A 22,019-nucleotide genomic window follows, 5' to 3' on the forward strand; every position below is an offset into this window, starting at 1 on the left:
GAATCAAGCCGACACAACTCTACCCGGCCTGGAGGAGACTCCGCGCGGGCCCGAATAAGCCGTTCACTCTGCAGACCTGCGCCAGGGCTCCTTACCAGTCGATCGGCCTCGTGTTTCCGATCAAACAGAGATCTTGGCCCTCGGTCAAGGCTGGCGCAATGGTGGTGGAGGTGCTGCGATCAGCGGTGACGACCTGACCGATGAGACATTCCCCACCCAGAAGCACCGAAACAAGGATGCTGTCTGCCACGAGCCCCGTCTTACTCTGATCAAAACTTACTTGCATCGCTGCACGGTCAAACCCTGCGGCAACCAGCGCATCAACGACGGGCCGCCCCTCAACAACCTCGGTGCCGGCCGAGAATTGCCGGAGAACCTCGTTGAAGAACGGAAGGTTCGCCTCGGCTCCACCATCTGGAACAAGTTGCGCGGGCTCTTCCGGAACCAGATCGGGCTCGGATTCCTGCGACGCCGCGTCTGAGGGTGTGGGAGTCACCCGGTCGGCGGGCTCCCCTGCGGGGGCGCAGCCTCCGAGTCCCGCTGCGACCGCACCGATGAGCAGCGTCGAGTACGCGGTGCGCAGAACTCGAGTGCGGGCTTGAACGACCATGCCCGAAAGTGTATCGAGTCGAGTTGAAGCTTGGATGACCGTGGGCTCAGCAATTGAACGCTCACAGGTGCTGTGGGGAGCGAAGCAACCAGAAGTTATCCCCAGTCTCGCGCTCGGCCAATTCGGTCGTATCAGCCTGCGCGAAGCTGGGATCGAGGGAGCCGGGCAAACCCGGCACGGCCAACCTGGCTCCCTCGCCATCCCTGTTCCGTTCAGAGGCATGATGCCGAACGGAAGACCCTCACACAAGGAGAAATGACATGTCGAATATCGTTACCGTGGTCGGCACGATCGCGACAGAGCCACGCGCTCTCACTACCCAATCCGGAATCGCACTCTGTTCATTTCGTGTGGCAAGTGGCGAGCGCCGCTTTGACCGAGAAAAGAAGAGCTGGGTCGACGGAGAAACCAACTGGTTCACGGTTACCGCGTTTCGCGGGCTCGCCCTCAATGCTCACGACTCGTTTCACAAAGGAGACCGGGTGGTCGTGAGCGGCCGGCTCCGCATCCGGAGTTGGGAGCGCGACGATCGATCGGGTACGTCAGTCGAAATAGAGGCTGAAGCGCTCGGGCACGACCTGCGGTGGGGTGTGTCGCAGTTCTCCAAGAAACAGCGGGGGGAGCCCGAATCGTCCTCGACGGAGCCAGAGGGTCGCTGGGGCAGAGCCACTGGTGAACAGCCAGGCGAGGAGGGCGCGCGAGAGGTCGCCGCGCGTTCACCTTTCGCAGAAGGCACGGAACCTGCAGACACGTCGAGCACCGAAACGTCCGGCAATGCAGGGAACGACTTCACCAGTTCCGGCGAACCCAGCTCAGACGGTTTCGTTCCTATCGCCGCCTGACCCGACCCATTAGAAACCCCTAGATCAGGTATTCTCGGAATCCCGATCTGACCTTGTTCACTTTCGGCACCGCAACCGCCAGGCAGTACCCCTGCGTCGGGTTCTTGGTGAAGAAGTCCTGGTGCGATTCGGGAGCAGGGAACACCTCTCCCAGGGGCACGATTTCGGTCACGATTGGCAATGGCCACCACTCGGATGCTCGAGCCTTGGCTGCTTCAAAGGTCTCCCGCTGGGCGTCATCGGCGTAGAACATCGCAGATCGATACTGGGTTCCCACGTCTGCGCCTTGCCGATTCAACTGGGTGGGATCGTGCATCGTGAAAAACGCGTCAAGCACTACTGAGGAGGGAAGAATCGTCTCGTCGAATGTCACCGCCACGGCCTCCGCGTGACCCGTGGCACCGGTGCACACCTGCTCATAGGTTGGTGCCGACGTATGACCGCCGGTGAAGCACGAAAACACATCCGTAACGCCGCGAAGCACCCGGTATGCGGCATCGAGACACCAGTAGCAGCCTCCCGCGAGTACATAGGTCGTGGTCATCTCAGTCACTCTCCCTGCATCTGACTGGGGGATTTCCACCAGTTGTCTTCCGGGGTTACCGGTAACCGTCGCTTGTGTTCTGTTGCACGGTACTTGCGCTCAAGAGACTCCGCATCGGTCAGCGATACGTCACGTCCCTGGAGATATGCATCGATGCTGGTGTAGCTGATGCCCAGGTTGGTTTCATCCGTCTGCCCGGGATGCTCGTCAAGTAGGTCAGCCGTCGGGATCTTTTCCCAGAGCCTCGCGGGCGCACCCATCTCTTGCAACAGCTCGGCTCCCTGCGATTTAGTGAGTCCTGCGAGTGGAAGGACGTCAGCAGCACCATCACCGAACTTGGTGAAAAAACCGGTGATCGCCTCAGCCGCATGATCAGTACCGATCACCAGGAGGGAGCGATCCCCAGCGATCGTGTATTGGGCAACCATGCGCATTCGGGCCTTCATGTTGCCCTTCGTGAAGTCAGACACCGCCTCACCACAGGCTTCGGAGACCTCTGCGGTCAGTGCGTCTACCCCCGAGGCTATATTCACCGTCACGGAACGGTCTGCTTGAATGAACGACAATGCGAGACTGGCATCATCTTCATCGTGCTGCACCCCATAGGGAAGTCGGACGGCAATGAACTCAGCATCGCGTCCACTCGCCCGCAGCCGTTCAGCGGCAAGCTGAGCAAGACGGCCCGCGAGAGAAGAATCTTGCCCGCCAGAAATCCCCAGAACAAATCCACGCACACCAGGGATTGACCGAGCGTATTCCACGAGGAAATCAACACGCCGATCAATCTCTGCGCGCGGATCACTCACACGCTGGACATCGAGAGCCTCAATAATTTCTTGCTGAGTTTCGCGCATGACGCCAGCCTACTCCCGGTTGATTTCTCTCGTGTTACGCAGCGGATGTCACGCAGCGGACAGGCATTGGGGACCAAGCAATCCCTTCAGCTCTCCATAGAGGTCGGCAGTCACCTGTACGGAGAACGGCACCTCAAATACCCGTATCCCAGTTGGGGTTGTCAAGCGCAGTCGCACTTCGCTGGAACCCGGATGCCGAATGAGCGTCGCCTTCAACTCTCGCATGAGATGTTCCGTGGCTCGCCGCTCCGAAATGGTGAGAGTAAGCGCAGCGGCATCGTCTTGCACGACCGCGTCGATCGTTTTCACCCCATAGGCGTGCACGGTCATCCCGTCGTCACGCGAGTTTACCTTTCCGCGCAGGGCGACAATCGAATCGGCCTGCAAGAGGCTCCCAAACTCGAGATACGACTTCCCCATAAACAGCGCTTGAATCTCACCACTGAAATCTTCAATCGTCACCATGCCGTAGACGTTGCCTGACTTCGCAGTGCGATGCTGCACGCTCGTCAGGAGGCCGGCAAGCACCACGGTTTCGCCGTCGAAGTTCGCGTCCGGGTTTGACACCTGCTCGATCGTTGCGGAGGCTTCCTTTGCGAGTGCCGCTTCCAGGCCTCGCAACGGATGATCCGAGACGTAGAGACCGAGCATCTCACGTTCGAACGTGAGTTTGTCCTTCTTGGTCCATTCTGGACGATCGGGAACGAGGGAATGAGTCTCGCCCGCGTCGCCGTCGGCTGCGTCCGCGAACAGACTGTCGAAGTCGAACCCGACGTTTCCATGTTCGGCGTCACGCTTGTCCTTCACCGCAGACTCGACCGCACCCTCATGGATCTCAACGAGGGCGCGTCTCGTGGCACCCAGGGTGTCGAACGCGCCTGCCTTGATGAGTGACTCGATGGTGCGCTTGTTCAGGACTGACATCGGCACGCGCTTCAGGAAGTCATGAAAGGACTCGAAGTCTCCGTCCGCCTCGCGAGCTCTGCGAATGCCCTCGACGACGTGAGCTCCCACATTCCGAATCGCGCCTAGACCAAACCGAATGTCTTCGCCCACTGCTGCAAAGTTCGCAAACGAGGCGGCGACGTCGGGGGGCAGTACCTTGATACCCATCCGTCGACATTCGTTGAGGTAAATGGCGAGCTTGTCTTTTGAATCTCCGACGCTGGTCAAGAGCGCGGCCATGTACTCGGCCGGGTAGTGGGCTTTGAGGTAGGCGGTCCAGTAACTCACCACTCCGTATGCCGCCGAGTGTGCCTTGTTAAAGGCGTAATCGGAAAAGGGCAAAAGGATGTCCCACAACGACTTGATTGCGGGGGAGGAGAAGCCTCGCTCAGTCATTCCTGCGGAGAAGCCAGCATACTGTTTGTCGAGTTCTTCCTTCTTTTTCTTTCCCATTGCCCGGCGCAAAATATCGGCCTGACCGAGCGTGAATCCCGCGACCCGTTGGGCGATCGACATCACCTGTTCCTGGTAGATGATGAGCCCATATGTGGTGTCGAGAATCTCGCGCAGCGGTTCCTCAAGTTCCGGGTGGATCGGGGTGATCGGTTGGAGACCGTTCTTGCGCAGCGCATAGTTTGTATGAGAATCGGCGCCCATCGGCCCCGGCCGATAGAGCGCCAGTACCGCTGAGATGTCTTCGAAGTTGTCAGGCTTCATCAACCGGAGCAACCCGCGCATCGGTCCACCGTCAAGTTGAAAGACTCCGAGGGTGTCCCCCCGTCCGAGAAGCTCATACGAGGCTTTGTCGTCAAGTGAGAGTCGTTCGAGGTCGAGTTCTTCGTTGCGGTTGAGCCGAATGTTCTCCAGCGCATCTGAAATGATCGTGAGGTTCCGCAGGCCAAGAAAGTCCATCTTGATGAGACCCAGGTTCTCACACGTCGGATAATCAAACTGGGTGACAATCTGGCCGTCCTGATCCCGTTTCATAATCGGGATGATGTCAATCAGCGGGTCACTTGACATGATGACCCCCGCAGCATGCACCCCCCACTGCCGCTTAAGCCCCTCAAGCCCTCGCGCCGTCTCGTAGACGGTCTTCGCGTCGGGATCGGTTTCCAGCACGACACGAAACTCAGCGGCTTCTTTGTAGCGAGGATGGCTCGGATCTGTGATCCCAGACAGGGGAATGTCTTTCGCCATCACCGCCGGAGGCATCGCTTTGGTGAGCTTCTCCCCCATCCCGAAGGGGAACCCCAATACGCGTGAGGCATCCTTGAGCGCCTGCTTCGACTTGATTGTGCCGTAGGTGACAATCTGCGCAACCCGCTCATCACCATATTTTTCGGTGACGTATCGGATGACCTCGCCGCGGCGCCGATCATCGAAATCGACATCGAAGTCGGGCATCGAGACACGGTCGGGGTTCAGGAACCGCTCGAAGATCAACCCGTGTTGCAGCGGATCAAGATCGGTGATGCGCATCGCATAGGCGGCCATAGAACCCGCTCCTGATCCGCGGCCGGGTCCGACGCGAATGCCGTTGTCTTTCGACCAGTTAATGAAGTCGGCGACAACCAGGAAGTAGCCGGGGAAGCCCATCTGGAGAATGACGGTCGTCTCATACTCGGCCTGCTTTCGCACGGCATCGGGAATACCCTCCGGATACCGGTAGTGCAAGCCCCGCTCAACCTCCTTGACGAACCAGCTGTCTTCAGTCTCCCCGGCGGGCACGGGGTATCGCGGCATGTAGTTGGCGCTCGTATTGAACTCAGACGAGCACCGCTCTGCGATCAGCAATGTGTTGTCACAGGCTTCAGGCAACTCGCGGAAGAGGTGACGCATCTCTGCGGCGGATTTCAGGTAGTACCCATCACCGTCGAACCGAAACCTGTTGGGGTCGTCGAGCGTGGATCCTGATTGCACGCACAGCAAGGCGGAGTGTGCCTCTGCGTCGGACTGATGCGTGTAGTGCAAGTCGTTAGTCGCGACCAGTGGGATACTCAGGTCACGGGCAAGCTGAATCAGTTCCTTCTGCACCCGGCGCTCGATATCGAGGCCGTGGTCCATGATCTCGCAGAAGAAGTTTTCTTTTCCAAACAGGTCCTGAAACTCCGCGGCCGCTTCTCGCGCCTCGGCAACCTGGCCGAGGCGCAATCTGGTCTGAATTTCACCCGACGGGCATCCTGTCGTGGCAATGATGCCCCGAGAATAGGTCTGCAGGAGTTCTCGGTCCATTCGCGGTTTGAAGTAGTACCCCTCGATCGAAGCGAGGCTCGACAGGCGAAAGAGGTTGTGCATGCCTTCGGTGGTCTCCGAGAGCAGAGTCATGTGGGTGTAGGCACCACCTCCCGAGACGTCGTCTCCGCCTCCCGAGCCCCAGCGGACGCGCGTGCGATCGCCGCGCGCGGTACGCGGCGTGAGATAGGCCTCAATACCGATGATGGGTTTGATGCCGGTGTCTCGCGCCGTCTTCCAGAAGTCGAATGCGCCAAAAGTGTTGCCATGATCGGTCACCGCGATCGCAGGCATTCCCTGCTGATGCGCCGCTTCGATCAGCGGTTTGACCCGGGCGGCGCCGTCGAGCATCGAGTACTCGCTATGCACATGCAAATGCACAAAACCGTCTGCGTCACTCACGACCGCCGCCTCTCAGATCACGAACCTCCAGGGTACCGGTCAGAGCGCAGCTCACTCCCTTTTTGCTGTCCGAGTGGATCTGCTAGACGCCCTGCAATACCGCCAAGGCCTGCTGAAGATCGGCGGGGTAACTGGACTTGAACTCGATGTACTCCCCCGAACCTGGATGCTTGAATCCGAGCTTCATCGCGTGCAGCCACTGACGCTGGAGTCCAAGCTTTTCCGTCAACGTTGGGTCGGCACCATACATGCTGTCGCCCACACAGGGATGTCTCTGAGCTGACATGTGTACTCGGATCTGATGGGTACGTCCAGTCTCGAGCTCGATCTCCAAGAGCGAAGCGTAGGGAAAAGCCTCCAGGGTGACATAGTGAGTCACTGATGGCTTCCCGTCGCGGGTGACCGCGAACTTCCACTCGGACCCCGGGTGACGCCCGATCGGACCTTCGATCGTTCCAGCGAACGGATCGGGGTGTCCCTGCACCACCGCATGATAGATCTTGTCAACCTCGCGGTCGTGAAATGCACGCTTCAGCTCACTGTAGGCTCGCTCGCTCTTGGAAACCACCATCAAACCGCTCGTTCCCACATCGAGTCGGTGCACGATTCCCTGACGCTCGGCTGGGCCAGAAGTTGCGATCCGGTAGCCCGCACCTGCGAGCGCACCGAGAACTGTCGGGCCCTGCCAGCCGAGCGAGGGATGAGCGGCAACCCCTGCGGGCTTATCAATCACCACAATGTCATCGTCGTCGTGCACGATCTTCAAGTCGGGAACGACCACCGGTATGATTTCGGGGCCGCGCCGCTCGTGCCAGGTGACCTCGAGCCACCCGTCAGCGCTTAACCGGTCGGACTTCGCCAGTTCTCGTCCATCGAGTGTCACTCCGCCTTGCTCGACAATTTCCGCGGCGAAGGTGCGTGAGAATCCGAGAAGCGATGCAAGCGCAGCGTCTACTCGTTTCCCCGCGAGTCCGTCAGGTACCTGAAGTGATCGCCGCTCCATTACGCGGACTCCTTCTGAGCGGAGGCACGCTGTGCCCGCGGGGACCCGTCCATGGGAAGACCCAAGAGAGAGATGACGATAAACAGACCCATTCCGACAACAATCGCCATGTCAGCAATGTTGTAGATCGCGGGAATCATCCACGGGGTTGAGATGAAATCAATGACGTGACCGACCGGAAATCCAGGTTCACGGGTCAAGCGATCCGTCAAGTTTCCGAGTACTCCTCCCAGAAGCAGCGCGAAAAACAACGCCCAAGAGCGAGACCCGAGTCGTCTGATCTGCCACACGATTACCACGACAACAACGACAGCCAGAATCGTGAATATCCAGGTCGCACCGCTCGCCATCGAAAACGCCGCACCTGGGTTGCGCACGAAGTACCACTGCAAGAACTCCCCCAACACCGGAACTGGTGTTCCCTCGGGGAGGGTATTGACAACCCAGTTCTTCGTGAGCTGATCTGCCACGTACACGACAATCGCGACGCCAAGCAGCAGGAACGACTGCATGCGGCGTCGCGTTGTCGCGACGAAGGCCGACGGGGAGAGGGCCTCCGATTCGGGTGCGTGAGTCACGCCCCGGGACTACTCGAGACCCTGCGGTGCGCCGTCAGGCTCGGGAGAGCCGTCGAGACCGCGCAACTGCGACTGAATGTAGGAACGTAGCGTGCCACGGTAGTCGGACTCGAACTCGCGCAACTCTTTAATCTTGTCTTTCAGCCCCTGACGTTCTTCACCCAGGATCCGCAATTCTTCTGCGCGCTGCAACTGGGCTTCCTCGACCAGGCGCTTGGCCTTGGTCTCTGCCTCGTTTACCAGGAGGTCGCGTTGCGTCTCCCCCTCGTGCACGTACTTGTCATGCAACTCGAGTGCCAACTGCAGCATTGCGCTCGACTTCACCGCGTCTGCCGGGTTTGTACCAGAGGCGGATTGCATCTGAGTAGCCGTCTGCGCCGGGGCATCGACGACAATAGTCTGCTCGGAAGGCTTACCTTCCTCAACTGATGCGACCTCGGCCTGTTCCAGCTGAGCGGTCAGCTCTTCGACACGAGCATTCGCCTCGTCAAGCTGCTGCTGGAGCTCCGCCTTTTCCTGCTCGTGCTGGCGAAACTGTTCAACGATCGTGTCGAGGAAGTCATCGACTTGGTCAAGATCGTAGCCGTCGCGGAACTTCGTGATTGTGAACTTCTGGTTCACAACCTCTTCGGGTGTCAAGGCCATCGTGAATATCTCTTTCGTTGGGGAACCACTGGGGTGGTGTCACGTTAACGGTAGCAAACAATCCCTGTTAGACGGGGATCAGGGCGATGAGGATCCAGCAAGCGAACATTGTCAGCATCCATCCGAGGTCAAGCGAAATCTGCCCCAACCGGATTGGAGGCAGGATTCTCCTGAAAAGCTTGATCGGTGGATCGGTCAGCGTATAGACCAGTTCTACGAGCACGAGCAAGAACCCTCGCGGCCGAAACCTGGGGTTCAACACCATGATCCAGTCGAGAATGAATCTTGCCCAGAGGACATAGGTGTAGATACGAAGCAGCCACTTCAGGGTAAGCAGAATGACTGCGAGTGCGATCGCCACCGGGAATTACGCTGAAGGACTCACGAAGAATGAGCCATCCTCATTTTTCGTGCCTTCGTCACCGCTGACGGCAATGTGCTCGGGCGACAGCAAGAACACCTTGCTGGTCACTCGCTCGATTCGACCGCGCAGACCCATGGAGAGGCCGCTCGCAAAGTCGATCAGTCGCTTGGCCTCAGCCTCATTCATGCGAGAAAGGTTCAAAATCACGGGAACTCCTTCTCGGAAGCTCTCTGCCACGACGGTGGCATCGCGATACTCGGTGGGGTGAACCGTCAGGATTTCATTCATGGTCTGTGCTGCCGGCATCCGCACCGGTGTCACCTTTCGCAGCGGGGTCACAGGCGCGCGCTGGGGCGCCGGACGGGCAGCGGTGCTCGCAGGAGCGTGAGCCTCCGCCTGGTGCTGCGGCTCGCTCCTGGGGGTACCCTGCTCGTCGAGGTCCTCCTCGGCGAGACCGAGGAACACCATGGTCTTCTTCAGTGGATTGCTCATGATTACTTCCTAACGATCTCAGCGATCAGATTACTTTCGACCCTAGCCCGCGACCGGACGATTTCCCGTGATTGCGCTCCCAATACGCAGGTGTGTCGCCCCTGCCGCAATTGCTTCTGCATAGTCGTGGGTCATTCCTGCAGAGATACACGTGGCTTCCGCCGCGAGGGCTCTCACTCGATCCGAGTACCCACGGAGTCTCGCAAACGCGCGAGCAGCGTCTTCTTCCTCGGGCAGCGGAGCGACCGCCATGACGCCTTGCAGCCGGAGTGTGGGCGTCTCTAGGATGCGTTCGGCAAGTCGTTCGAGCTCTTCGGGAGGAGCTCCGCCGCGGCTCGGGTCGCTCGTCAGGTTGACCTGCACGAACGCGTCAACGGTACGTTCGATTCCCGCAAGCGCATCCACGAGTCTCTCTCGATCAATCGAGTGGATCGCGTGTGCGTACTGGGCCGCCTGCCTGGCCTTCTTGGTTTGCAGTTGACCGATGAAGTGCCAGCGGAGATCTAGATCCTGCAACTCGGCCGACTTCGTCTGCGCTTCCTGATGCCGGTTCTCTCCGACGTCGTGCACTCCCAGCGAAGCAAGGTTGCGCACCAAGCTCGCCGGATGGAACTTCGTCACCACGACCAAAGTGAGTTCCGCAGGGTCCCGGCCGGCAGACCTTGCGGCCTCCTCGATGCCAGATCGGACGCTCTCGAGTCGCGAGGCGAGCAGAGCCCGCTCCGACGACCCGTCAGCCATGCCTTCGTCCGTCACGCCCGTATTACCGCAGGAACTCGGGGATATCGAGATCGAGATCCTCGCCGTCGAAGGCGGGGTCTGAAAGGTGTTCCTCCACCGGAGGGTTGCTGATGGCATCTCCGAACTCAAGCGGCGAAGAGTCGGACTGGCTCGCACCCGATCCAAAGCCGTTGGCAGAGATGCCGACGGCCGCAGGTGCGAGGTTCTCGATCGTCTCAACGCGGTTCGCCCGGCGTCCACGTTCTGGACGATTCCCTTCGCTTCCCGGTTCGGTGTCGAATCCAGCGGCGATCACCGTGACACGAACCTCATCGCCGAGCGTGTCATCGATGACGGTGCCAAAGATGATGTTTGCCTCAGGATGCACGACATCATGTACAAGCTGAGATGCCTCAGTGATCTCGCTGAGCGCCAAGTTCGACGAGCCCTGAATGGACAGCAGCACACCGTGTGCGCCCTCAATTGATGCTTCGAGCAGCGGAGACGCGACCGCCAACTCCGCCGCCTTGATTGCGCGATCTGCGCCACGCGCCGAACCAATACCCATGAGTGCGGATCCCGCACCCTGCATCACTGATTTTACGTCTGCAAAGTCAACGTTGATGAGGCCCGGCGTTGTGATGAGATCGGTGATCCCCTGCACACCCGCGAGCAAAACCTGATCGGCGGCGGCAAAGGCCTCGATCATGCTAATCCCAGGTTCGCTGATCTCAAGGAGTCGGTCGTTCGGCACGACAATAAGCGTGTCGACAGCCTCGCGCAGTGCGTGGACTCCTGCATCTGCCTGTGCCGCACGCCGCTTGCCCTCAAAACTGAACGGGCGAGTCACCACGCCAATTGTGAGTGCGCCGACTGAACGCGCGATGCGAGCCACGATGGGAGCCGCTCCGGTGCCGGTACCGCCGCCTTCACCCGCGGTCACGAAGACCATGTCGGCTCCAGTCAGAGCCTCTTCGATCTCGTCGGAATGATCCTCAGCGGCGCGTCGCCCGACCTCAGGGTCTGCACCTGCGCCCAAACCGCGGGTCAGCTCACGACCAATATCGAGTTTGACATCAGCGTCAGTCAGCAAAAGCGCTTGCGCGTCGGTATTGACTGCAATGAATTCGACTCCGCGCAGCCCGAGCTCGATCATGCGATTTACCGCATTGACCCCGCCTCCGCCGACGCCGACAACCTTGATCACTGCGAGGTAGTTCTGGTTCGATGACACGTGGGTCCTTCCCCTCAACTCTCAACCTCTACCTGAAGGTGAAAGTTAGTATTCGGGTATACGTTTACGAACCCCAAGCTATGTTCTTGAGAGCGGGAAAGTCGGCCGACACTCCGAGAGGCGGCCGACTTTCTCACGAAAGTAGCCCGAATCGAGCAGCTGGCAGGTCGGAAGAGCTCAACGAAATCCGGGTTAGCGGAATACCGGTGACTCAGGTGAGGCCACATCAATCATCGAGACTGTACCGATCGACGCGAGCATCGCACGTAGCACTGCTGCCTTGCGCTGCGTATTGGCATCATCGCCCCAGATAACGCGCGTTCCACTCGTGAGCGTGAACTCGATGTCTTGCCCGCTGGATGCCGTCACCGCAGCGAGCTGCACACGCAAGTCCGGCGACATGTCGCGCACAACTTTGGCTGCTGCGGCGAAGGCCGGTGACGCGGTATCAATGACCGTCCCAGACCCAACGGGCACTCCCTCTGGTCGCTCCGCGGATGTCGCGACCAGTACGCCTGCAGGATCGACGAGAACGAATTGACCCTCGCGTTCCAGGGCAAGGACTGGGTCGCGCTCCTCGATACGCACAATGAGCGTGTGCGGTGGGATTCGCTCGATCGCGTATCGCTGAATCAACGGAAATGGCTCAAGTGCACGATGCACATCCTGCTCATTTACCAAAGCTAGCGGAACGCCCTCGAACCTGCCGAGGGCTCCCGCAAGTTCGCCTGCATCGATACGCGAAGTACCAACGACCTGCACTTCCTGTACCGCCATGATCGGCGTAAACACCCCAACGGCTACAAACAACGCGAGTGCGACAACAGCGGATCCGGCGATCACCCAGACACGTCTACGTCTTCGCACGTGCACAGTGAATCGGCGCTGGTCTCTCCGCTCGCGCGCCCTGCGAGATCGCTCCGCGCTGCGCAACCGCCGACCCGCGGCTCGAACGGGGTCCTCAGTCGCCTCTGAAGAATCCACTGAAAACCGCCGCAGCGGATTCCATGCAGACGGCACGGCCTGCACATCTGGCTCGTTGGGTGGCCCCACTTCAGCGCGCACGGGTTCAGCGCGCACGGGTTCAGCGCGCACCGGTTCAGCGCGGACCGGTTCTAACGGTTCCGTCAGTGCATCAATTGGGGCTGTGCCCTGTTCGCTCGGTGTGCCGGTGTTGCTTCGATCGCTTGGTTGACTCGGCTCTCTCGCTGCGCTCGGCACCGATCGCGCAGCTTCATCGAACCGTGGTGCGTCTCCCCGGTCAAAACCACCGGGGCGCTTCACTGAACCTCAGGCTCGAACCGGTCGCGCAGAGCGGCGACAACCTGCGGAATGATCTGGTACACCGTGCCACAGCTCATCGTAATCATCACATCGCCGGGGCGTGCTATTTCGGCGAGATGCTCGGCCGCGCGTTGCCACTCATCGACGTAGATCACCCGGTCGGATTTCACGAAGTCGTCAGAAACGAGCGCACCGGTAACCCCGTCAACAGGGTCCTCCCGGGCCCCGTCCACGGAGAGAACCACCGTGTAATCGGCCCCGCGCTCAAGCGCCTCCGCAAACTCCCGATGAAACAGTTGTGTCCGGCTGTATAGATGTGGCTGGTGGATCGCGATGAGTCGCCCATCCCCCACGACGGCGCGCGCGGAATCGAGCAGGGCAGCGACCTCGGTCGGGTGGTGAGCGTAGTCGTCATACACACGCACTCCCCCCACCTCTGCATGGAACTCAAAGCGACGCTTCGTGCCGCCGAACTGCGCGATGGCGGCAAGGGCCGCGGCAGCATCGTAGCCAAGCCCCGTGAGCGTCGCGAGCGCGCCCAGCGCGTTCATCGCATTGTGTCGGCCAAAGACCCGCAATTGCGCCTCGCACTGCGTTCCGTCGACCTCCGCTACGAAGCTCACTGGCCCGGAGTCGTTGATCGACACCAGTCGAACGTCGGCATCCGGATGTTCTCCGAAGGTGCGGATCGGGACGGCGGAATGGAGTGCTGCGCGTACTTCTTGTGCACCCGGATCATCGGCCGAGATCACCACAAGTTCACTCGCCCCGTGCGCGAAATCGACGAACGCCTGCATAAACGCCTCGCGGGAGCCGTAGAAATCGAGGTGTTCGGGATCCACGTTGGTGATGAGCGCAACCCGAGTGTCATACAGCAGAAATGACTTGTCAGACTCGTCAGCCTCGATCACGAAGAGGTCATCGCTTCCCGCGCCTGAGCTCACTCCGAGCGACTCAATGATGCCGCCGTTCACGAACGAGGGATCGATTCCCAGGCCCTGTAGCCCGGTGACAACCATTCCGGTCGACGTGGTTTTTCCGTGAGCGCCCGCCACCGATACAACTCGTCGGCCCCGCGCCAGCCAGGCGAGCGCCTGAGAGCGATGCAGCACGGGAAGGCCGTGTGCGAGCGCGAATTGATATTCTGGGTTGTCTTGCCAGAGTGCACCGGTGACTACCAGGGTATCGGCGTCTCTGACGTTCTTCTCGTCGTGCCCGATGGCCACGGTGATCCCGAGCTCTTGCAACGCACGTGTGCTGTAGTTCGCGCTGCGGTCACTCCCGGTGACGCGCACGCCTGCTTGGTGCATCATGCGCGCAATGCCGCTCATGCCCGACCCACCAATACCAACGAAGTGGACGCGACCCAGGTGCTCCGGAATCTTCACGGTGAGGTCGGGATAAATCATGGGTCCTCCTTTGACGCGAACACCCTAGACTACCGCCTCTTGCACCAGTTCATAGAGCCGCTCGGTACCATCGAGGGCGCCCGACGACCGCGCCTTTTGACCCATGTTGGCGAGACGCCGCGCGTCACCCAGCAGCGGCAGCAGCGATTGATGAATCCATTCAGGGGTAAGATCAGCGTCATTCACGAGCAGCGCGCCACCAGCTCGCACCGTGGCACGTGCGTTGAACCTCTGCTCGCCGTTGCCCGTGCCGTAGGGCACCAGAACGGCCGGAATCCCAAGACCTGCGAGCTCGCTCACCGTCGTTGATCCTGCCCGCGAGACGGCGAGGTCACACGCGGCGAACGCCAGGTCCATCCGGTCGCAATAGCGAATGACCGTATACCCCGGCACCTCAGGGTCTTCGAGTTCAGTCAATCCGCCCCAGACGTGCAAGGCTTGAGCCCCAGAATCGACGATCGCCTCCGCCGATCCTGCGATGCCTCGATTCAGCGCCCTCGCGCCGAGCGAGCCTCCAGTCACCAGCAGGGTTGGCTTGTGCGGATCCAGGCCAAAGTGCTCCCTGGCTTGTGCACGAAGCAGCGCACGATCAAGTCGAGCGATCTCGGGCCGAAGTGGCATCCCCGTGACTTGGGCACCGCGAATGGGCGTATCCGGAAACGTCACTCCGACACGCGCGGCGTAACGAGCACCGAGCCGATTAGCCAGGCCGGGTTTCGCGTTGGCTTCGTGAATCACCACGGGGATCCCCTCACGATGCGCCGCGACATACGCCGGAGTAGAGACATAACCACCAAACCCCACCACGATGTCGATGCGGCGATCTCGGATCAGCCGGCGGACTTCCGAGACAGCTCGGCGGAAGCGAGAGGGAAAACGGAGGGCCTGCATGTCGGGTCTCCGAGGGAACGGTACCCGGTCGATCCACACGAGTTCGTATCCGCGTTCGGGAACGAGCCGCGCTTCGAGGCCCTCCCGAGTTCCCAGTGCCACAATGCTGGAATCGGGATCCACCCGAGCGATATGGTCGGCGAGCGCAAGCAACGGATTCACGTGGCCGGCGGTCCCGCCGCCCGCGAGCAGGTAACGGGTCATGAGTGCGCACCTTGCGCCGCGAGCTCGGCCTGGTAGGAGGAACCATCACGAGCGATGGATACCACCACCCCCATCGCGAGCAGGCAGGCGATAAGCGCGGTGCCTCCCGAACTTATGAGCGGAAGAGGCACTCCCAGCACCGGAAACACGCCGATCACGACTCCGATGTTGATGAACGCCTGCCCGACAATCCACACGAGAATCCCCCCCACGACCGCGCGCCCGAAGCGATCACGGGCCCGGGCGATCACCCGAAGCATAACCGCGGCGAGCGCGACGAACAGCACGATCACGAGAAGCGCGCCGACAAGCCCCAGTTCCTCGCCAATGATCGCGAAGATGTAGTCGTTGTCGGCGGCGGGCAGCCACGACCACTTGGCTTTCGACCCCCCGAGCCCGACGCCGAAGACTCCGCCACCGGCGAGCGCCCACAGGCCATGGAGCGGTTGCCAGCCGAGTCCGCTGTAGTCTTCATTGCCCGTGACGTGACCAAACAGTCGGTTCATCCGGTTCGGGCTCGTCACGACGAAAAGCGCGGCGAGCGCGACTGCTCCCAACGTGGTGACACCCAGGGCCTTCCAACTCACTCCCCCGAAGTACATCGCCCCCAGAACGGTGACACCCATCACCAGAGTGGTACCCAGGTCCCTCCCCAGCAGCACCAACCCGAGTGCGATGAGCGCGCCGGGAAAGATGATGGGGATGAGCTCGTGTTTGGGCTGGCCGAGCAATGGCTCTTTCCTCAGCAAGATAGCGCCGATCCACACGATGAGCGCGAGCTTCAGCATCTCGGAGGGCTGGCCGCCAATCGAACCAACCTGAATCCAGTTTCGGTTGCCGTACACCTCAATGCCGAGTGGCGTGAATACCAACATCTGCAGCATGAGGCCAAAACTGAGAAGCACCCATGCCCACTTCTTCCAGAATCGAATCGGAAATGCCGCGGCGATCAACATCAGAGGAATGCCGATAACGGCATACGTCGCCTGACGCCAGAAACCTCCGAAGAATCCCTGCTCGTCAAGGTAAGAGGTGATCGAGGAGGATGACAACACCATGATCAGACCAATGCCCACGAGCAGTGAAGTGATCGCGTAGATCATCACTATCGTCGCATCTGACAGTGACCTCAGTTCACCGCCGAGCCTAATGCGAGAGAAGCCGGAGCCACGTGGTCCGCCGGGTTCGTCATTGCTTGCTGCCCCGGCCCTCGGCTGATGTGTCGTCGTCACCCGCGTCACCTCCGCCAAGAACACGAACCGCCGCTTGGAAACGTCGGCCACGATCTGCATAATCTGAGAACTGATCCATTGAAGCCGCAGCTGGAGACAGTACCACGGTGTCACCCGCCTTCGCGAGCGACGCCGCTGCAGCAACCGCTAGCGTCATTGTCTCTTCAGTCTCTCCCGGCACGACCTCAATGCGTGGCACCTCTGGTGCGTGTCGCAGAAGGGCTTCCAGCACCGCGGTGCGGTCCGAGCCGATCACAACCACACCACGCAGACGGTGCGCATTGTCACGCACCAGGTCAGAAAGATCCCCCCCCTTGAGAAGGCCGCCGACCACCCACACCACGCTCTCCAGCGCGCGCAATGAGGCATCCGCGGCGTGCGCGTTGGTTGCCTTCGAATCGTCAATCCAAATGACACCGTTGAATATGCCTAAGCGCTGCGCACGGTGTGGGTCTGGATGGAAGCTGAGGATCGCTTGCGCAACCTCGGATGGTTCGACCCCGCGACTCCGTGCGAGCGCCGAGGCTGCCAGAATGTCTTGCACCAGGTGGGGTGCCTGGAGTGACCGCTCGGCGAGTTCGTCGAGTGTCACGAGTTCAAATGCCTCGTTGTGCCGCGCCGCATGGAAACCGCGATCCACCAGGATGCCCTCAACCACGCCAAAGCCGCTAGCAGGAGGGGCATCGAGCCCAAAACTGATTGCTCGGGCACCTTCGATGACGTCTGCCTCTTCGACCATCTGCTCTGTCGCCGGGTCGGCACGGTTGTAAACGCACGCTACCTGCGTGTGCTCGTACACCTTTGCCTTTGCTTCACGATACGACCGAGAGCTTCCATGCCAGTCGAGGTGGTCATCGGCAATGTTCAGGCAGACACTCGCGTATGGTGAAATCTCGCCCAGCCGGTGCAGTTGAAAGCTCGACAGTTCGACCACCAGCGCATCGTACCCCTGCGGGTCCCGGAGCGCGTCGAGAATCGGCACACCGATGTTGCCGACCGGTGCCGCGCGGAGACCTCCCGCACGGAGCATGTGAGCGGTCAGTTGCGTGGTCGTGGTCTTACCATTCGTTCCCGTGACGCAGAGCCAGTCTGCGAGTCGGTCGGTTTTGTCTCGCAGACGCCACCCGAGTTCGATGTCACCCCACACCACGGTTCCGCGCTGCTCGGCCCACACAGTCAGGGGGTGGTCAGGACGGTATCCGGGCGAGACCACGACGAGTTGTGGATCAAATTCCCGCAGCGACTCCAGCTGCACCGCATCGCTCAGACTCTGCGCTTGCTCTGCTCCGATGACCTTCAGGAGCTGCTCACGGTCGGGATCCACCCCACCAAAAATCACCCTCACGCGAGAGCCCAGCTCGCACAGCGTGTCTGCGACTGAGAAGCCGGTGACACCAAGTCCGAGCACTGCGACTCGGAGTCCAGACCAATCGTGGTGCCAGCTGGTGAGAGCGAGCACCCGGTCACGAGCAGCGAGGGTCACTGTGCTACCGTCCACTCCGCATATATCGCGCCAATTCCACTGAGCACGAACACCCCTGCGATAATCCAGAACCGCACGACGACAGTGGTCTCTGCCCACCCCTTGAGTTCAAAGTGGTGGTGAATGGGGCTCATCCGGAATATTCGTTTGCCCTTGGTGACCTTGAAGTAGATCCGCTGCAGGATGACCGATCCCGATTCGATGACGAAGAGGCCACCGATGACGACGAGCAGGAGCTCAGTTCTCGTGAGAATTGCGAGCGCGGCGATTGCACCGCCGAGGCCCAGCGAACCAGTGTCGCCCATGTAGATATGTGCCGGGTTGGTGTTCCACCAGACGAAGCCCACTAATCCGCCCACCAACGCGGCGGCGATTACTGCAAGATCGAGTGGATCGCGCACCTCATAACACCCGGGCTCGAGTCCGCGCGCGCACTGCTGACTGAACTGCCAAAAACCGATCACCGTGTAGGCGCCGAGAGCAAGAATCGACGCCCCGCCGGCCAGTCCGTCAAGACCATCGGTGACGTTGACCGAATTCGAGGCGGCCGTGACGATCACGACGATCCAGATCAGGAAGAGGATGAGTCCGGCGACAGCACCCAATGACATGAAGTCGAAGGGTAGGTCACGAAACAGTGAAATGTGGGTGGATGCAGGTGTCAGACCGGATGCGTTTGCGAACTGCAGTGAGAGAACGCCAAACAACACAGCAATTGCGACCTGGCCAGCGATCTTCGACCATCCACCCAAGCCAAGCGACTGCTGCTTCCGTGTCTTGAGATAATCGTCGATGAATCCGACGAGCCCCAGGCCAACGGTCATCAAAATCACCAGGAGAGCTGAGGGCGTCGGAGACTCGCCCGCGAGTAGCTTTGCGATGAAGTAGGCGAAAACCGAGCCGGAAATAAAGATCAAGCCGCCCATTGTTGGCGTGCCGCGCTTTGCGAAGTGCGACTGCGGGCCATCCTCGCGAATGAACTGGCCCCACCGCAGCTTCTGAAAACCCCGAATAAACAGCGGGGTGAGGAGAAGCGAGTAGAGCATCGACAGCGCACCGGCGATGAGCAGAGCGATCATGCGTACGCCTCTCCGAGTCGATCACCTAACGACTGGAGACCAGCGGCATTTGACGACTTCACCAGAACGGTATCACCCGGTTGCAGTGTTTCCAGGAGATAAGCGTATGCGTCATCCTGAGTGTCAAAGAACACGCTCTCGCCATCCCAGGAACCCTCGTTGATCGCGGTGATGTGCAGTCTGCGCGCTTCGGGCCCGACAACCACGAGCTCGCTAATTCCCAACCTGACGACCTGTAAACCAATGCGGTCGTGTTCTTCACCCGAGAACTCCCCGAGTTCGCTCATCGCACCCAACACCGCGACGGTTCTGGAGCCCGATCGGGAGATCTGCGCCAGTGTCTTGAGCGCCGCACTCATCGAGTCAGGACTCGCGTTGTAGGCATCATTGATGATGGTGATCTGATCCCGACCTCCGAGCACCTGCATACGGCCCGGCGCAGCGAGCTCGGCTGTTTCAAGCGATGCCACGATGTCTGCGAGTGGCAATCCGAGTTCTGCTCCGACCGCGGCGGCTGCGAGAGCATTCGCGACGTGGTGCTCACCGAGAACCCGGAAAGTGACCGGTGCGGACTGTCCATCGACGGTAAGCGTGAAGGTTGTTCCAGTGGCGGATCCCTCCACCCCATCTGCCCGCACAGTGGCATCCGGGTGCTGGCCAAAAAAGCGCACCCGTGCCCGGGTGAGATCAGCCATGAGTGCCACCCTGGGATCGTCACGATTAAGCACCGCGACCGCGTCACTCGGGAGATCGCGCACCATCTCGCTCTTCGTGCGGAAGGTGGCTTCGATCCCCCCGAACTCGCCTGCGTGCGCGAGTCCGACTGAGAGCACCACGCCAATGTGAGGCGGAGCCATGGCGGTGAGCCGCGAAATCTCACCCTCGGCGCTCGCGCCCATTTCTGCAACGAGGGTGTGTGTATCCCTGCGCACTCGAAGCATGGTGAGCGGCCCACCGACCTCGTTATTAAACGATTTCTCCGAGGCGACCGTCGGTCCGATCCTCGCAGCCATCGCTGCAACGAGATTTTTCGTCGTGGTCTTACCGTTTGAGCCGGTGATCCCGACGATCGTCAGCTGACCGGCGTCTCGTACTCGGCGCACCACCTCTGTCGCAAGCCGACCGAGAGCCAGGGTTGAATCGTCGACAACTATCTGAGGTCCCCGACAAGCAAGTTCTCGCTCAACGACCAGGGCGGACGCGCCCCGATCGAGCGCTGCTTCGGCGAACAGATGACCGTCTGTCTCCTCGCCACGGCGGGCAAAGAAAATCTGACCCGGCTGGATTTCACGAGAGTCCGTCTGCGCGTCGCCAGAGACCGCCAGAGTCCCGTCCGATCCGGCCGTGCCGGGAACGAGCCGGCCTTCGACCGTATGAGCGATATCCGCCAGAGTCATTGCAATCACTGCAGGTATCCTGCCTCGCGGAGCGCTCCGCGTACCTCGTCGCGCGCCGAGTACGGCAGGTGCTGTCCGGCGACTTCCTGATAGTCCTCGTGCCCGGGACCGGCATACAGAATAACGTCACCTGGTTCAGCAAGCGAAATGGCGAGCCGGACCGCAGCGCGAGGGTCACTCTCCTCGTGAATCTCGGCTCGCCGTGCGGACCGGGCGCCTGCAATCAGTTGTGCGCGAATCGCCGCCGGGTCTTCAGTTCTCGGGTGGTAGTCACAGACGATCACCACGTCGCTTCCCGCAGCCGCAATCCGTCCCATTTCTTCACGTTTGGTCGTATCGCGATCTCCGTCAGCACCAAACATGAAGATGATGCGACCCGGAGCAACCTCGCCCAACGCATCGAGCATCGCTTGAAAACTGCCCGGGGTGTGGCCGTAGTCGACAAAGAAGCGCGGTCCGGAGCTCCCGGGATTCATCGCCTCGAGTCGGCCGGGGATATACACGGGGATCTTGCCGTGATCGAGCCCCGCGGACACTCGCGAAAGCGGCACCCCGGCCTCGTGCAGCATGATCAGCGCGAGCGCAGCATTCTCGGCCATGAATCGGCCAAAGAGCGGCACCCGCCCACTGAAGTGAGCGCCGCTTGGTCCCTGCAACACGAATGAGACTCCGTCAAGATCCTGCCGCGTGACGGCAAGGTGCCAGTCCGCCTGACTCCCGTATTCTGTCGCGAGCGTCGTGACCGGAATTCGAGATTCTCGTGCCACCCTGCGACCGTGCATGGAATCGACGACGACAACGCCACGTACCGCGTGTTCGAGCGCGAAGAGCGCGAGCTTCGCTGCAAAATAGCTCTCCATGTCGCCAAAGTCGTCGAGGTGATCATGTGAAAAATTATTGAAGGCCACCACATCAAATTTCACCCCATCGATGCGATGCCGTTCGACCGCGTGAGCCGACACCTCGAGCGCGATGGAATCGGCACCGTCCTCTCGCATACGCGCAAGGAGACCATGGAGCTCCGTTGCCTCGGGACTCGTCAGCGAGCTTGACATCACGGTATCTCCGATGCGGCGCTCCGCGGTTGAGCTGAGCCCCACCGTGAGTCCGGCGGCCCGCGAGAGTTCCGCCAGGAAATAGACCACACTGGTCTTTCCGTTGGTCCCTGTGACACCAAAGACTCGCGCGTCTAGGTCGTCTGTGCCATACACAACGGACGAAATCTGACCAAGCCGCGATCGGAGATCGCTCGGCGAGACAAGCACCGGCACCGGCACAGTTGCGCCAGCACCGAAACTTTCGCCATCTAGTCGGCTCGCTCCGATTTCGTCGGTGAGCACTGCGGCCGCTCCACGAGAGACCGCTTGGCCTGCGAATTCCGCGCCGTGTGCACGGGAACCCGCGAGCGCGACGTACAGGTCTCCGGGGCGAACATCTCGTGAATCAAGGGTCACGCCAGTCACCAGAACAGTCTCTGCATCCCCCGCAAGGAAATCTCGCACTGTGAGATCAAACCGCCGAGCGAGTTCGGCAATCGACGTGCGGATCGGCCGCTGCGGTCTCATGCTGAAC

General features: G+C 60.6%; 20 protein-coding genes. 1 reads left to right on the forward strand and 19 read right to left on the reverse strand.

Annotated features, from left to right (window positions below):
* Nucleotides 1–91: 91 nt before the first annotated feature.
* The gene (locus ACTNFK_RS07925) at nt 92–610 is read right to left on the reverse strand and encodes a DUF6993 domain-containing protein (protein ID WP_435936708.1); all 519 of its coding nucleotides are present in this window, start codon (nt 608–610) and stop codon (nt 92–94) included.
* A 260-nt stretch (nt 611–870) separates the two neighbouring features.
* Here ACTNFK_RS07925 and ACTNFK_RS07930 point away from each other — a divergent pair, with 260 nt between their 5' ends.
* Nucleotides 871–1,452: a single-stranded DNA-binding protein gene (locus ACTNFK_RS07930; RefSeq protein WP_435936709.1), complete on the forward strand. Its 582-nt coding sequence runs from the start codon at nt 871–873 to the stop codon at nt 1,450–1,452.
* Between the two features lie 19 nt (nt 1,453–1,471).
* Here ACTNFK_RS07930 and msrA read toward each other — a convergent pair whose 3' ends face one another.
* The 18 genes from msrA to ACTNFK_RS08020 all read right to left on the reverse strand — a co-directional run bounded on the left by msrA (nt 1,472) and on the right by ACTNFK_RS08020 (nt 22,012).
* Nucleotides 1,472–1,996 (reverse strand): peptide-methionine (S)-S-oxide reductase MsrA, encoded by a 525-nt coding sequence (gene msrA, locus ACTNFK_RS07935; protein WP_433646594.1) that lies wholly within the window; start codon nt 1,994–1,996, stop codon nt 1,472–1,474.
* A 5-nt stretch (nt 1,997–2,001) separates the two neighbouring features.
* On the reverse strand, nt 2,002–2,850 hold the full coding sequence (nadE, locus tag ACTNFK_RS07940) for an NAD(+) synthase (protein WP_435936710.1): 849 nt from the start codon (nt 2,848–2,850) through the stop codon (nt 2,002–2,004).
* 48 nt (nt 2,851–2,898) lie between these two features.
* Nucleotides 2,899–6,381: a DNA polymerase III subunit alpha gene (gene dnaE, locus ACTNFK_RS07945; RefSeq protein WP_435936739.1), complete on the reverse strand. Its 3,483-nt coding sequence runs from the start codon at nt 6,379–6,381 to the stop codon at nt 2,899–2,901.
* Between the two features lie 133 nt (nt 6,382–6,514).
* Nucleotides 6,515–7,435, reverse strand: coding sequence for an RluA family pseudouridine synthase (locus ACTNFK_RS07950; protein WP_435936711.1), 921 nt, complete (start codon nt 7,433–7,435; stop codon nt 6,515–6,517).
* On the reverse strand, nt 7,435–8,013 hold the full coding sequence (lspA, locus tag ACTNFK_RS07955) for a signal peptidase II (protein ID WP_435936712.1): 579 nt from the start codon (nt 8,011–8,013) through the stop codon (nt 7,435–7,437). The genes ACTNFK_RS07950 and lspA overlap by 1 nt, the downstream gene beginning before the upstream one ends.
* Nucleotides 8,014–8,022: 9 nt before the next feature.
* A complete protein-coding gene (locus tag ACTNFK_RS07960) occupies nt 8,023–8,658 on the reverse strand; it encodes a DivIVA domain-containing protein (protein WP_433646599.1) in 636 nt (211 codons plus the stop codon).
* Between the two features lie 67 nt (nt 8,659–8,725).
* A complete protein-coding gene (locus ACTNFK_RS07965; RefSeq protein ID WP_433646600.1) occupies nt 8,726–9,019 on the reverse strand; it encodes a YggT family protein in 294 nt (97 codons plus the stop codon).
* A 6-nt stretch (nt 9,020–9,025) separates the two neighbouring features.
* Entirely contained in the window at nt 9,026–9,514 is a 489-nt protein-coding gene (locus ACTNFK_RS07970) for a cell division protein SepF (RefSeq protein WP_433646601.1), read from the reverse strand.
* Nucleotides 9,515–9,556: 42 nt separating this feature from the next.
* Nucleotides 9,557–10,255, reverse strand: a complete 699-nt coding sequence (locus ACTNFK_RS07975; protein ID WP_435936713.1) for a YggS family pyridoxal phosphate-dependent enzyme — start codon at nt 10,253–10,255, stop codon at nt 9,557–9,559.
* A gap of 22 nt (nt 10,256–10,277) precedes the next feature.
* Nucleotides 10,278–11,468, reverse strand: a complete 1,191-nt coding sequence (gene ftsZ, locus ACTNFK_RS07980; protein ID WP_433646603.1) for a cell division protein FtsZ — start codon at nt 11,466–11,468, stop codon at nt 10,278–10,280.
* 192 nt (nt 11,469–11,660) lie between these two features.
* Nucleotides 11,661–12,335 (reverse strand): cell division protein FtsQ/DivIB, encoded by a 675-nt coding sequence (locus ACTNFK_RS07985; protein WP_433646604.1) that lies wholly within the window; start codon nt 12,333–12,335, stop codon nt 11,661–11,663.
* Nucleotides 12,336–12,748: 413 nt separating this feature from the next.
* Nucleotides 12,749–14,161, reverse strand: coding sequence for a UDP-N-acetylmuramate--L-alanine ligase (gene murC / locus ACTNFK_RS07990; protein WP_435936714.1), 1,413 nt, complete (start codon nt 14,159–14,161; stop codon nt 12,749–12,751).
* 24 nt (nt 14,162–14,185) lie between these two features.
* Nucleotides 14,186–15,256, reverse strand: a complete 1,071-nt coding sequence (locus ACTNFK_RS07995) for a UDP-N-acetylglucosamine--N-acetylmuramyl-(pentapeptide) pyrophosphoryl-undecaprenol N-acetylglucosamine transferase (RefSeq protein WP_435936715.1) — start codon at nt 15,254–15,256, stop codon at nt 14,186–14,188.
* Nucleotides 15,253–16,359, reverse strand: coding sequence for a putative lipid II flippase FtsW (ftsW, locus tag ACTNFK_RS08000; RefSeq protein WP_435936716.1), 1,107 nt, complete (start codon nt 16,357–16,359; stop codon nt 15,253–15,255). The genes ACTNFK_RS07995 and ftsW overlap by 4 nt, the downstream gene beginning before the upstream one ends.
* A gap of 85 nt (nt 16,360–16,444) precedes the next feature.
* A complete protein-coding gene (gene murD, locus ACTNFK_RS08005; RefSeq protein WP_435936717.1) occupies nt 16,445–17,971 on the reverse strand; it encodes a UDP-N-acetylmuramoyl-L-alanine--D-glutamate ligase in 1,527 nt (508 codons plus the stop codon).
* Nucleotides 17,968–19,050 (reverse strand): phospho-N-acetylmuramoyl-pentapeptide-transferase, encoded by a 1,083-nt coding sequence (mraY, locus tag ACTNFK_RS08010; RefSeq protein ID WP_433646609.1) that lies wholly within the window; start codon nt 19,048–19,050, stop codon nt 17,968–17,970. The genes murD and mraY overlap by 4 nt, the downstream gene beginning before the upstream one ends.
* Nucleotides 19,047–20,456 (reverse strand): UDP-N-acetylmuramoyl-tripeptide--D-alanyl-D-alanine ligase, encoded by a 1,410-nt coding sequence (locus ACTNFK_RS08015; protein WP_435936718.1) that lies wholly within the window; start codon nt 20,454–20,456, stop codon nt 19,047–19,049. Before ACTNFK_RS08015 ends, mraY begins: the two co-directional genes overlap by 4 nt.
* The gene (locus ACTNFK_RS08020) at nt 20,453–22,012 is read right to left on the reverse strand and encodes a Mur ligase family protein (protein WP_435936740.1); all 1,560 of its coding nucleotides are present in this window, start codon (nt 22,010–22,012) and stop codon (nt 20,453–20,455) included. Before ACTNFK_RS08020 ends, ACTNFK_RS08015 begins: the two co-directional genes overlap by 4 nt.
* Nucleotides 22,013–22,019 lie beyond the last annotated feature (7 nt).

The sequence above is a fragment of the Leucobacter fengyongliangi genome (genome assembly GCF_052386045.1).

Excerpts from the sequence above, each read along its gene's own strand:
- murC (WP_435936714.1), bottom strand. The coding sequence starts at position 14,161 with ATGATTTATCCCGACCTCACCGTGAAGATTCCGGAGCACCTGGGTCGC.
- msrA (WP_433646594.1), bottom strand. The coding sequence starts at position 1,996 with ATGACCACGACCTATGTACTCGCGGGAGGCTGCTACTGGTGTCTCGAT.
- ACTNFK_RS07950 (WP_435936711.1), bottom strand. The coding sequence starts at position 7,435 with ATGGAGCGGCGATCACTTCAGGTACCTGACGGACTCGCGGGGAAACGA.
- nadE (WP_435936710.1), bottom strand. The coding sequence starts at position 2,850 with ATGCGCGAAACTCAGCAAGAAATTATTGAGGCTCTCGATGTCCAGCGT.
- ACTNFK_RS07960 (WP_433646599.1), bottom strand. The coding sequence starts at position 8,658 with ATGGCCTTGACACCCGAAGAGGTTGTGAACCAGAAGTTCACAATCACG.
- ACTNFK_RS08020 (WP_435936740.1), bottom strand. The coding sequence starts at position 22,012 with ATGAGACCGCAGCGGCCGATCCGCACGTCGATTGCCGAACTCGCTCGG.
- ACTNFK_RS07975 (WP_435936713.1), bottom strand. The coding sequence starts at position 10,255 with ATGGCTGACGGGTCGTCGGAGCGGGCTCTGCTCGCCTCGCGACTCGAG.
- ACTNFK_RS07925 (WP_435936708.1), bottom strand. The coding sequence starts at position 610 with ATGGTCGTTCAAGCCCGCACTCGAGTTCTGCGCACCGCGTACTCGACG.
- ACTNFK_RS07970 (WP_433646601.1), bottom strand. The coding sequence starts at position 9,514 with ATGAGCAATCCACTGAAGAAGACCATGGTGTTCCTCGGTCTCGCCGAG.
- mraY (WP_433646609.1), bottom strand. The coding sequence starts at position 19,050 with ATGATCGCTCTGCTCATCGCCGGTGCGCTGTCGATGCTCTACTCGCTT.
- ftsW (WP_435936716.1), bottom strand. The coding sequence starts at position 16,359 with ATGATCTACGCGATCACTTCACTGCTCGTGGGCATTGGTCTGATCATG.
- ACTNFK_RS07930 (WP_435936709.1), top strand. The coding sequence starts at position 871 with ATGTCGAATATCGTTACCGTGGTCGGCACGATCGCGACAGAGCCACGC.
- dnaE (WP_435936739.1), bottom strand. The coding sequence starts at position 6,381 with ATGCTCGACGGCGCCGCCCGGGTCAAACCGCTGATCGAAGCGGCGCAT.
- ACTNFK_RS07995 (WP_435936715.1), bottom strand. The coding sequence starts at position 15,256 with ATGACCCGTTACCTGCTCGCGGGCGGCGGGACCGCCGGCCACGTGAAT.